Source organism: Neisseria subflava (assembly GCF_024205705.1).
GTDB classification, from domain to species: domain Bacteria; phylum Pseudomonadota; class Gammaproteobacteria; order Burkholderiales; family Neisseriaceae; genus Neisseria; species Neisseria subflava_D.
The window spans coordinates 846,510-859,173 of record NZ_CP073115.1; the positions used below are offsets into that span (position 1 = coordinate 846,510).

The following is a 12,664-nucleotide window of genomic DNA, read 5'->3' on the forward strand; positions in this document are numbered from 1 at the left end:
CCAAGCCCGATACTACTCTTGGCTTTTAACCCGTCAAGCCGAGGGTGGCAGTATGGACTCGTTAGCAACAACATTGGTTGATGCCCAAGTTGATTTAAACCCACATCAAGTTGATGCTGCCTTGTTTGCCTGCAAAAATCCTTTGTCAAAAGGTGTAATTTTGGCAGATGAGGTGGGTTTAGGAAAAACCATTGAAGCGGGCTTGGTGATATTGCAGCATTGGGCAGAACGCAAACGTAAAATTCTGATTATCACCCCAGCCAACTTACGCAAACAATGGCATCAGGAGTTACAGGAAAAATTCGGCTTGCAGGGCATGATTTTGGAGGCTAAAAGTTACAATGCCATAAAAAAAGCAGGTAAAAACCCTTTTCGTCAAGAAAATCCCGTTATCTGTTCCTATCAATTTGCTAAATCTAAAGCGGATGATATTAAGCAAATTGGATGGGATTTGGTTGTATTAGATGAAGCTCATCGTCTGCGCAATGTTTATAAGAAAAACAATGTTATCGGTAAAACTTTAAAAGAAGCTTTGGAAAACGTATCCAGCAAGGTTCTATTAACTGCTACTCCTTTGCAAAATTCTCTGCTTGAACTTTACGGCTTAGTTAGCATGATAGATGACCGTGTTTTTGGCGACTTAGATAGTTTTCGTGCTCAATTTGGTGCAAAGGCCACAGAACAGACCTTATCCCATCTGCGCCAGCGACTCAGCCCTGTTTGCCAACGAACCTTACGCCGCCAAGTACAGGCCTATGTTCCCTACACTCAGCGCCTTGCCATCCTGCAAAAATTTACTCCATCCGACCAAGAACGAGAATTTTCTCATTTGGTTGCCGAATACCTACGTCGTCCAAATCTACAAGCAATGCCAGAAGGACAGAGACAGCTTATTTCCCTAGTGTTGTGGAAACTTTTAGCCTCTAGTAGCCGTGCTATTGCTGGTGCACTGGATACTATGACCAAACGCCTGCAAGGTGTATTGGCAGAATCAACCGCACAAGACCTGGTCGAAACTCTGGACGAAGATTATGAAAGCTTAGATGAAACTGCAGAAGAATGGGAGGAAGAAAACGAATCGAACATTCTGACTGCTGATGAATATCAAGCGATTGCCGATGAAATTGAAGAGCTTAAACATTTTAAACAACTTGCTGAAAACATCCGAGAAGACGCAAAAAGCCGTGCATTATTGACCGCACTTTCCACAGCCTTTGCTAAATTGAAAGAACTTGGTGCAGCGCAAAAAGCCATTATTTTTACCGAATCCAAACGCACCCAAGCCTATCTCTTAGAATGTCTTGCTCAAACTAACTACGCAGGCGAGAATAGTGACGGTATCGTGTTATTCAACGGTACAAACAGTGACCCACAAGCACAAAAAATCTATAAAGACTGGCTCAAACGGCATGAAGGCAGCGATAAAATTACTGGCTCAAAAACTGCCGATACCCGTGCTGCTTTGGTAGAGCATTTCAAAGAGCGTGGCACCATCATGATTGCCACTGAAGCAGGTGCAGAAGGCATTAACCTACAATTCTGCTCACTCATTATCAATTACGATCTACCTTGGAATCCACAGCGTGTCGAACAGCGCATCGGACGCTGTCACCGATATGGGCAAAAACATGATGTCGTGGTAGTGAATTTTGTTGATGAAACCAATGAAGCCGACCAACGTGTTTACGAATTGCTTGAACAAAAATTCAAGCTTTTTAATGGTGTATTTGGTGCCAGTGATGAAGTATTAGGTGCAATCGGTAGTGGCGTAGATATTGAACGCCGTATTGCTGAAATTTACCGCCAATGCCGTCAGTCCGAAGACATCAAAACTGCCTTTGATAGTCTCCAAAGTGAGCTATCGGACGAAATCAACCAAAATATGATGAAAGCCCGTCAAACCCTGCTGGAAAATTTTGATGAAGAAGTCCGCGAAAGACTATGCATTCGTGCTGAAGAAAGCCAAGTAGCACTCAACAAATACGAAAAAATCTTAATGGAGTTAACCCGAAGCGAACTTGGTGACAGTTCAGACTTCTATGATGGTGGTTTTATACTCAATAAGCTACCTGAAAATCTTTCAGACGACCTTGACATTCCAACAGGACGATACGAACTGCCGCGAAAAAGTGGCAAAGCTCATCTCTACCGAATTACTCATCTCTTGGCACAAGCCATCATCGATCGCGCCAAAAAACGTGATTGTCCACCAGTACGGCTAATTTTTGATTATCAAGGGCATAACGGCAGGATCAGTACACTCGAACCCTATCGCGGACGAAGCGGACAACTTATTGCCAAACTCATCAGCATTAGCGCGCTGGGTGATACCGAGCAGCACATACTGATTGCCGCCATAACCGAAAACGGTAAAGTTCTACAAGCGGATGATCCAGAAAAACTTCTGCGCCTGCCCGCACATATTGCCGAAACTACAATAAAAATCGGATTTCAGACGACCTTATCCGACAATATGTTTGAACGCCATCAAACGCTATTAAACCAAGCCGCCAAACGTAATTTAGGTTATTTTGAGGAGGAAGTGCAAAAACTGGACGACTGGGCGGATGATTTAAAACAAGGTTTGGAACAAGACATTAAAGAAACCGATCGTGAAATTAAAGAAGTCCGCCGCACCGCCGCCACTTCCGCTACGTTGGAAGAAAAACTAAGCTGGCAGAAAAAACAGCGAGAATTAGAAAACAAACGCAGCCGCCAACGCCGAGAACTTTTTGATAAACAAGATGAAATCGAAGCGCAGCGTAACCAGCTGATTGAAGAATTGGAAGAAAGTTTGAAGCAGAAGGTGGAAGAGGAAGAATTGTTTTTTATTGAATGGGAGATGAAGTAATGAAGTATCCGGGATCTAATTGGTGGAAATTCGATTTCCATAATCATACGCCAGCATCAAGTGATTACAGGGAGTGTAGTTTAACACCACGCGATTGGTTGCTTGCCTACATGCGTTCAGGTATGGATTGTGTTGCTATTACTGATCATAACTGTGCTAATTGGATTGATAGGCTAAAAGATGAATTAAATAATATGACGAATGAGCAACCTCGGCATCCAGACTATCGTGATTTGTATTTATTTCCAGGGGTTGAATTAACAAGTTCAGATGGGATTCATGTTCTTGCAATTTTTGATCCAGAAGAATCAGCATCCAAAATTCACGGGATATTAACATTGAGTCGATACAATAACGAAGCGAATAATGCTCATGGTATGTGCGATATGGGAGCTTCTACTATTTGCGATTATATCCATAATCATGGAGGTGTTGTTGTTCTGGCTCATGCAGAAGAGATAAATGGTTTATTTAACTCAACGGCTACAGCGTGGGAATTCTCACCACGATCAGATCGTGTGATTGAACAAGTTTTGGAAAAAGCTGATGCCATTGAGATTCATGACATGGAGGCTCCAGCTGTTCAGCATTTTGCCAACAAACTTGAAAGGCGGGCAATTGTTAATGGGTCAGATGCTCATAAAACAAGTAATGCAGGTACACGATGGGCTTGGTTGAAAATGGCGCAGCCCAGTATTGAAGGATTAAAGCTTGCTTTATTAGATCCGGAAAGTTCTTTGTTGCTGGCAGAAGAAGAACCTAAAGCACCTTTGTGCAGAATTACTTCTTTGCAGATACAGCAACTTCACTTAAGACGGCAATCTTTGAGCATTGATTTTAGTCCTTGGTTTAATGCCATTATTGGAGGTCGAGGGAGTGGTAAATCAACATTATTAGAAGCGCTTCGTTTAGCTGTCGCACGCGAAGTAGACATTCAGGAACTTGGTAATCAAGAAGAGAGTGATGTTGTTCGTGCATTTAATAGATTCAGAGCTTCGGGGGGAACAAGAGGTAATTTTGGTATGGTGCGGCAAGATACGGTATTGAAAGCCACTGTAGAAAAGTACGACCCATTGGCAGGTACTAAGGAAACATATTCCTTCACATGGAAGCCTAGTGAATTTCAAGCGCAACGGCTAGAAGGTGATGTGTGGCAAGATACCGGATTGAATGTTGAACAAGCAGCAAAATTTTTTCCTGTTAAAGTTTTTAGCCAAAAACAAATTTTTGAATTGGCAGAGCGCCCTAGTGCTTTGCTTAATTATATTGACAGAGCACCTGAGGTTGGGTTTTCTTCTTGGAAAGAAGAATATGAAAGATTGTGTCGAAATTTAAGAGACTTGCGTCTTAGAGAGCGTACGTTGGCGTCGTTTGTTGAAAAAAAAGCAGAGCTGGAAACAGAATATCGAGAAATATCTCGCAAGACACTTGCGTATCAACAATCCAATATAGCTGAGCAGGTTAAACAATATCAAGAAAATCAGGAAGCGCAGAGTATAGTTAATAATTTTGTTGAGAAGCTTTTCTCTCCTATTAGTAGGCTTCATTCAGTATTGCAACAAAATATTTATGAACAGATTAGGTTGGGGGATATTTCCTTGCGAGATCCTGACCCTTCAGAGGTTCAACGACAAGCTGAATTAGTCGTAAATGAGTTAAATATAAAATATCAAAATATAATTCAGATTGCTGAGGAGATGCAGCTGCAGGTTGATGGTCTATTTAAGCAAAGCCAACCTGTTACTGAATATCTTCAGAAAACAAGTTTAGCGATTTCTAATTATCAAAATGAAGTAGATCGATTAAAAGAAGCAGGTGTGGGTACCGCACAAGAGGCTGAAAGAGCCTTAAGAAGAAAGCAAGAATTGGAAGCTGATATAAATAAAATAAGTGAGCAACAAGAGGAACGAATTAATCTTCATAAACAGATTGTTAAGGCGTATGCTCAACTAGATATGCACCGCAGAAAATTGACAAAATTGCGTCAAGATTTTGTAAATAATGTCCTTGTTTCTAACCCAAATTTAAGAATCACAATTTGTGGGCAGGCAGATATAGAACAATCTAATGATGAATTTCGCTCAATTCTAAGATTACAGGGGACTACATTCTCAGACAATATTCTTGTAGTTGATGATGTTAATGGACATAAAACAGGATTGCTTAGCCGATTGGTAAGTGATGATATTCATGATCCCGTACATAAAAGAGTTACAAACTTAAAATTGGGTCTTTTTGAACGTAGCAATAATATCCTAGGGCAAGTCATGCATGGCAAGTTTATCACCGCAATAGGCAAACTTAGTCATGATGATGAGAATGCGTTGCTAGAATGGTTTCCACACGATTTGGTAAAAGTAGAATTTAGGCGCAGTGAGCGTGATGCATTCCAATCACTGGAGCGTGCTTCTGCAGGACAGAAAACATCTTCAATTTTGTCTTTTGTGTTATCACATGGTCAGGAGCCATTATTACTAGATCAACCTGAGGATGACCTTGATAATGCATTAATTTCGGAATTGGTTGTTGATCAAATTCGTAGTAATAAGTTTCGCCGCCAAATAATCATTGTGACTCATAACCCAAATATTGTTGTTAATGGAGATGCTGAATTGGTATTGCCAATGGTATTTACTGGTGGGCAAATTCAACAAAATGATGCTGGCGGGTTACAAGAACGAGCTGTACGTGAACGGATCTGTAACATCATGGAAGGTGGTAGGGTCGCATTCTACCAGCGTTACAAACGAATACTTGAAGATTTAGATTCAATTAATTAAGTGAAATACAAAATGACCAAACAAAAACTAGAACTCACCTGGATCGGCAAACACAAACGTCCGAAGTTGGAAGCGCGGATATTACTGGAAGAACCTGAAAAATCCTATCACGCCAAAGTGCGGTCGGAATCGGCGGCGTTTGACAATCGATTGATTTTCGGCGACAACCTGCTTGCGCTTAAAGCGTTGGAGCAGGAATTTACGGGCAAGGTGAAATGCGTGTTTATCGATCCGCCTTTTAACACTGGCTCTGCGTTTGAACATTACGACGATGGGGTGGAGCATTCTATTTGGCTGGGTTTGATGCGTGATAGATTTCAAATATTCAAAAATTTATTAAGTAATGATGGAGTATTAGCTGTTCATCTAGATGATTCCGAAATGGCATACTGCAAAGTTCTACTTGATGAAATCTTTGGAAGATTAAACTATTGCAACACAATTACCATGACTACAAATGATCCATCTGGATTTAAAGCAACAGGTTCTACTGTGTTTTCAACAGCAAATTATCTTTTGCTATATGCAAAAGATAAATCTACAAAACCACTAACAAAATTGTTTATACCCAAAGGATATGACTCTGGATATAACAAATATTTGGTTAATAAAGAGGATGATTTTTTAAATTGGAAATGGATAGGGATAGCCGATGCAGTGTCTCAAAATTTAGGATTTGATTCCGTATCTGCTGCAAAAAAAGAATATGGAGAATATTTTGAAGATGAAATATCAAATTTTGCAATAGCTAATGCTGACCGAATTTTTCAATTAGTTGCTATCGGCGGAGGGGCTGCAATAAAACGTAGAGAAACGATAAATGAATCTAAAAAAGAACGTGATAAAGTTTTTGTTCATCCGAATGAAGATGTCCCTGATTTCTATATAGCTAATGGCAGGCAACTGGTTTTTTATGATAAACGTTTAGTAGAGATTGATAATGAACGTGTCCCAGCAGAACTAATTACTGATGTGTGGACTGATATTTCATGGAATGGAATAGCTAACGAAGGCGGTGTAGATTTTAAAAATGGAAAAAAACCAGAAGCATTGCTAAAACGTGTCTTGGAGATGGCGACAAATAAAGGCGATCTCATCTTAGATTCTTTCGCCGGCAGCGGCACCACCGGTGCAGTTGCCCATAAAATGGGGCGGCGTTGGATTATGGTGGAGCTGGGCGAGCATTGCCATACCCACATTATTCCGCGCCTGCAAAAAGTCATCGATGGCGAAGACCAAGGCGGCATTTCCAAAGCGGTGAACTGGCAAGGGGAGGCGGATTCCGCTATTTCCGCCTTGCGCCGACATTGATTGTCAACGACAAATGGGGCAATCAAATCATCAATCCCGACTACAACCCTGAAATGCTGGCGGAAGCCTTAGCGAAGCTGGAGGGATTTACCTATATGCCGTCTGAAAACCTTTGGTGGCAGCACGGTTATTCCAGCGAAAACGATTTTATCTACGTTACCACCCAAAGCTTATCTGTTGAGCAGTTGCAAGTGCTTTCAGACGAGGTTGGAGCAGGTCGCAGCCTGCTAATCTGCTGCTCCGCTTGGCGTGGGATTACGGCAGATCAGGCGGCAGAGCGTTTCCCGAATCTTTCCTTAAAAAAAATCCCCAAAATGATTTTGAAACGTTGCGAATGGGGACACGACGATTACAGCTTGAACGTCGCCAATCTTCCGATGGCAGAAGAAGAGCCTGAGCCAAGGTCGTCTGAAAACCAACCCGCCGCCAAAACCAAATCCGTGAAACGCAAAAGTGCGGTCGAAAATCAGGGCAGATTGTTTGATGGAGAGGATAGCGATGGGTAAGGAAATGGCGATGATGCCTGCCGATTATGTGCAATGGTTGGCAGATATTAAAAATCGAGTGTCGGCCGCGAGGCACAAAGCGGCTTTATCGGTAAATGCCGAGCTGGTATCGCTTTACTGGCATATCGGGCGGGGTATTTTGCAGCGGCAGGCAACGCAAGGCTGGGGTAGCAAAGTGATTGACCGCTTGGGGCGGGATTTGCGCGAGGAGTTTCCTGAAATGAAGGGTTTTTCCCGCGCCAACCTTATGTATATGCGGGCTTTTGCTGAAGCCTGGACTGATTTTGAAATTGTCCAACAGACTGTTGGACAATTGCCGTGGGGTCATAATGTGCTTTTGATTAACCGTATTAAGGAACAAGAAGCACGTTTATTTTATGTGCAGAAAGCGATAGCGGAAAATTGGTCGCGCGCCACATTAGAAGTCCACATTAAAAACCGCCTGCACGAGTGACAAGGAAAAGCCGTTACCAATTTTGCCGCCCGTTTGCCCGCGCCGACTTCCGCATTGGCACAAGAAACATTAAAAGATCCTTATTTGTTCGACTTTTTGAGTTTGGGAGAGGACACGCAAGAGCGGGAAATTGAAAACGCCTTAATGCAGCACATTACTCGTTTTCTGCTGGAACTGGGTAACGGCTTTGCTTTTGTTGGGCGGCAATACCGCTTGGAAGTGAACGGCGACGAGTTTTTTATTGATTTGCTGTTTTATCACACCCGCCTGAAATGCTATGTGGTGGTGGAATTAAAAGCCACGGCATTTAAGCCCGAACATGCAGGGCAATTGAATTTTTATTTGGCGGCAGTCGATGCACAAATAAAAGCCCCTGACGATCATCTAACCATCGGCTTGCTGTTGTGCAAAACGCAAAACCGCTTGGTGGCGGAATATGCCTTATCGGGTATAGACAAGCCGATAGGCATTGCAGAATACGAATTGGTGCGCGCACTGCCGGAACCTTTAGTAACGAATCTGCCGACAGTTGAACAGTTGGAAAATGAGTTGTCGGATTGGCAGGAAGAAAGAGATGAACTGTCTGGAAATTCGGAATAGTTCGAATTGTGTTGGCTTGCTACACAAAATTTTAGTTATTCGAAATTTTCGAGCAACTGATCACATATGGCAGTTTGGTCAGCTAAAAAATCCAGGCAGCTAAAGGAATAAAGATCAAATCAGTGATTAAGCTATTTTTAATTACTGAAAGCAAGAGATAAGAGATAAAACCATGAGCATCAGAACTCAAAACTATATCAACGGACGTTTGTCTTTGCGTGCACCGCAAGCAGAAAGTTTGGCGAAGTTAAAGCAGGCGTTAGATGCTGCACCGGAAATGGCGCAGAAAGATCGCGATGTAACGGCGGTGTTGAATACCTTAAAAGCCGAATTCCCAACCTTGCAGGATTTTGAGCGGGAATTTCCGTCATTATGCTTTGCCCTAGCAACAGGGGTGGGAAAAACTCGCCTAATGGGGGCATTTATCGCCTATCTACATTTGGCACACGGTATCAATAATTTTTTTGTACTTGCACCGAACCTGACGATTTATAACAAGCTGATTGCCGACTTTACACCGAATACGCCGAAATATGTGTTTAAAGGCATCAGTGAATTTGCGGTAAATCCACCCAAACTCATTAGCGGCGACAATTATGAACAGCAGAATTTGAGTATGGGGATGGATAATCTTTTTGGTGAGATTACCGTTAATGTATTCAACATTTCCAAAATCAACAGCGAGGTGCGCGGCGGCAAAGAGCCGAAAATCAAGCGGATGCGTGAAGTGCTGGGCGATAGTTATTTCAATTATCTGGCGGATCTGCCCGATTTGGTGTTGCTGATGGATGAATCACATCGCTATCGGGCGCAGGCGGGGATGCGAGCGATTAATGAATTAAATCCGCTTTTTGGCTTGGAGTTAACTGCTACGCCATTTGTGGAATCCACCAAAGCGCCTATTCCGTTCAAAAATGTGATTGTAGATTATCCGCTGGCTCGGGCAATGGACGATGGTTTTGTCAAAATGCCTGCGGTGGTTACGCAGCGCAATTTTGATGCGAAAAATTATACGCCCGAAGAAATTGAGAAAATCAAGTTAGAAGATGGCGTGCGTGTGCATGAAAACACCAAGGTCGAGCTTATGACTTATGCTCGGGAAAATAATGTTGCCGTGGTGAAGCCTTTTATGCTGGTGATTGCCCGCGATACCACGCACGCGGCGCAATTATTGTCTTTACTGGAATCGGACAACTTTTATAACGGGCGTTATAAGGGAAAAGTGATTCAGGTGGATTCGAGTAAATCAGGCAAAGACGAAGAAGAAATGATTGAACGACTTTTAGAGGTGGAGAGCGTGGATGAGCCGACGGAAATCGTGATTCATGTCAATATGCTCAAAGAGGGCTGGGACGTTACCAATCTTTATACCATCGTACCGCTGCGCGCTGCCAATGCTAGAACACTGATCGAGCAATCTATCGGACGCGGTTTGCGTCTGCCTTATGGAAAACGTACGGGAGTGGAAGTGGTGGATAGATTGAATATTATCGCCCACGACCGCTTTCAGGAAATCATCGATGAAGCCAATAAAGGTGATTCAGTGCTGAAATTGAAACAGGTGATTTTGGATGCACCAAGTGAGGACGATAAAAAAGTCAGCATGCAGGTGTATAGCAGTGTGGAAACGAAATTGGGATTGGCGGAAACGTCGTCTGAAAATACAAAACAAGGTGTTTCAGAAACCAATTCTTCAGTCGATTATCAGCCTGTTTTTAAAACTGAAAACGAAAAACGCATTGCCCGAAAGGTAATGGAAGCTGCTGCAAAATATGCTTCCCGTCCAAGTGAGGCTCCAACTTCCCAAGCATTATTGACAGTGGAAATCCGCGAAAAAATCGTTCAAGAAGTTCAGACGGCATTACAACCGGCTCAAGGGGAATTGCTAGTGGATGAGCTGGATATAGCTGAGATTGTTGCTAAAACCACAGAAACAATGGTGAATCAAACCATTGATATTCCTAGAATTACAGTTATACCCAGCGGGGAAGTCAGCACGGGATTCCATCCGTTCAAACTCGATTTAAGCAGCCTGCATCTACAACCGAGTGAACGTGAAATCACTATTCACAACCTGCACACCAACGAGCAAAGTAGCCTGTCTGCTGAATTGGGTATGAAAGAAAAACGCCCTGAAGACTATATTGTTTTTTCGCTGATGGATTTCGACGATATTGACTATTTCACCCAAGCTGACCTGCTTTACGATTTGGCGGGACAGATGGTGGTGCACCTACGTGCTTATTTATCCGAAGAGGAAGTTTTGAGTGTGCTGGATAAAGAACGTCGTCTGATTGCCCGTGAAATCCATGCGCAAATGATGGAGCATTTTTGGGAAAAAGTGGCAAGTTATGAAGCCCGCGTCAGTCAAGGATTTAGTACGCTCAAACCATGCAACTATACTGTTTCAGCTGATGAAGCGATTCATTCTGTGCGACAAACACCAAAAGATCTCAGCCGTATTAAGCAAATGCTGTTTGGCAGCTTTTCCAAATGTCTGTATCCCTTACAAAAATTCGACTCTGATACTGAACGCCGTTTTGCCGTGATTCTGGAACGAGACGCGCAAAAATGGTTCAAACCTGCCCAAGGCCAATTCCAGATTTACTGGAAATCAGGTTTCGATTCTAAAGAATATATCCCTGATTTTGTTGTAGAAACAGAAGATTCTATCTGGCTTGTTGAAACTAAAGCAGGTAAAGATTTAAAAGATCCTGAAGTTTTGGCAAAAGCTGATGCAGCTTTTGAATGGTGCAAACATGCTACGGATTATGCGTTGCAGCACAATGGTAAGCATTGGCGTTATGTACTGATTCCGCATGATGAAGTTGCCGAATCAAAAAAAATGGCAGATTTTTTAAGATTTGAGAAAAAGTCTGTCTAAAGCAGATCGTACTTGATAAAAAAGTTGTGGATTGGGACTAAAGTTTATAGGTTATCAGAGACCTTTGCAAAATTCCCCAAAATCCCCTAAATTCCCACTAAGACATTTAGGGGATTTTCCATGAGCACCTTCTTCCAGCAAACCGCACAAGCCATGATTGCCAAACACATCGACCGCTTCCCACTATTGAAGTTGGATCAGGTGATTGATTGGCAACCGATCGAACAATACCTGAATCGTCAAAGAACCCGTTACCTCCGAGACCACCGCGGCCGTCCCGCCTATCCCCTGTTGTCCATGTTCAAAGCCGTCCTGCTCGGCCAATGGCACAGCCTCTCCGATCCCGAACTCGAACACAGCCTTATTACCCGCATCGATTTCAACCTGTTTTGCCGTTTTGACGAACTGAATATCCCCGATTACAGCACCTTATGTCGCTACCGCAACTGGCTGGCGCAAGACAATACCCTGTCAGAACTGCTGGAACTGATCAACCGCCAACTGACCGAAAAAGGCTTAAAAGTAGAGAAAGCATCCGCCGCCGTCATTGACGCCACCATTATTCAGACCGTCGGCAGCAAACAGCGCCAGGCTATAGAAGTCGATGAGGAAGGACAAGTCAGCGGCCAAACCACACCGAGTAAGGACAAAGATGCCCGCTGGACAAAGAAAAACGGCCTCTACAAACTCGGTTACAAACAACACACCCGTACCGATGAGGAAGGCTATATCGAGAAACTGCACATCACCCCCGCCAATGCCCATGAGTGCAAACACCTGTCGCCTTTGTTGGAAGGGTTACCCAAAGGTACGACCGTCTATGCCGATAAAGGCTATGACAGTGAGGAAAACCGGCAACATCTGGAAGAGCATCGGTTACTGGATGGTATTATGCGCAAAGCCCACCGCAAACATCCGCTGTCGGAAGCGCAAACCAAACGCAACCGATATTTGTCAAAGACCCGTTATGTGGTCGAACAAAGCTTCGGTACGCTGCACCGTAAATTCCGCTATGCGCGGGCAGCCTACTTCGGACTGAGCAAAGTGAGTGTACAAAGCCATCTGAAGGCGATGTGTTTGAACCTTTTGAAAGCCGCCAACAGGCTAAGTGCGCCTGTTGCTGCCTAAAAGGCGGCCGGATGCCTGATTATCAGGTATCCAAGAGGATTAAGAGGGTATTTGAGTAGAGTCAGCGGATATTTGAAACAAAAACAGCCGAAAATCTTTGTTTTGGTTTCGGCTGTTGGGGAAAAAGGAATTTTGCAAAGGCCTCTATCA

8 protein-coding genes are annotated in these 12,664 nt (G+C 43.3%); all 8 read left to right on the top strand.

All coding sequences use genetic code 11. From position 1 onward, the window contains the following. The first annotated feature begins 52 nt into the window (after positions 1-52). The 8 genes from KCG54_RS04090 (at position 53) to KCG54_RS04120 (ending at position 12,514) form a co-directional block, all read left to right on the top strand. Entirely contained in the window at positions 53-2,851 is a 2,799-nt protein-coding gene (locus KCG54_RS04090; RefSeq protein ID WP_254324741.1) for an SNF2-related protein, read from the top strand. After that, positions 2,836-5,631 carry a TrlF family AAA-like ATPase gene (locus tag KCG54_RS04095; protein ID WP_254324742.1) on the top strand — a complete coding sequence of 932 codons (2,796 nt, stop codon included), beginning with the start codon at positions 2,836-2,838 and terminating at the stop codon, positions 5,629-5,631. The genes KCG54_RS04090 and KCG54_RS04095 overlap by 16 nt, the downstream gene beginning before the upstream one ends. A 12-nt stretch (positions 5,632-5,643) precedes the next feature. Then, positions 5,644-6,942 (top strand): site-specific DNA-methyltransferase, encoded by a 1,299-nt coding sequence (locus KCG54_RS04100; protein WP_432761018.1) that lies wholly within the window; start codon positions 5,644-5,646, stop codon positions 6,940-6,942. Then, positions 6,939-7,448 carry a hypothetical protein gene (locus KCG54_RS12055; protein ID WP_432761019.1) on the top strand — a complete coding sequence of 170 codons (510 nt, stop codon included), beginning with the start codon at positions 6,939-6,941 and terminating at the stop codon, positions 7,446-7,448. Before KCG54_RS04100 ends, KCG54_RS12055 begins: the two co-directional genes overlap by 4 nt. Beyond that, a complete protein-coding gene (locus KCG54_RS04105; protein ID WP_254324986.1) occupies positions 7,441-7,902 on the top strand; it encodes a DUF1016 N-terminal domain-containing protein in 462 nt (153 codons plus the stop codon). The genes KCG54_RS12055 and KCG54_RS04105 overlap by 8 nt, the downstream gene beginning before the upstream one ends. Before the next feature lie 33 nt (positions 7,903-7,935). Next, positions 7,936-8,502 carry a DUF1016 domain-containing protein gene (locus tag KCG54_RS04110; RefSeq protein WP_254324743.1) on the top strand — a complete coding sequence of 189 codons (567 nt, stop codon included), beginning with the start codon at positions 7,936-7,938 and terminating at the stop codon, positions 8,500-8,502. Positions 8,503-8,674: 172 nt separating this feature from the next. Continuing rightward, on the top strand, positions 8,675-11,386 hold the full coding sequence (locus KCG54_RS04115) for a DEAD/DEAH box helicase (protein ID WP_254324744.1): 2,712 nt from the start codon (positions 8,675-8,677) through the stop codon (positions 11,384-11,386). Between the two features lie 120 nt (positions 11,387-11,506). Next, positions 11,507-12,514: an IS5 family transposase gene (locus KCG54_RS04120; RefSeq protein ID WP_254324745.1), complete on the top strand. Its 1,008-nt coding sequence runs from the start codon at positions 11,507-11,509 to the stop codon at positions 12,512-12,514. Positions 12,515-12,664: the final 150 nt, after the last annotated feature.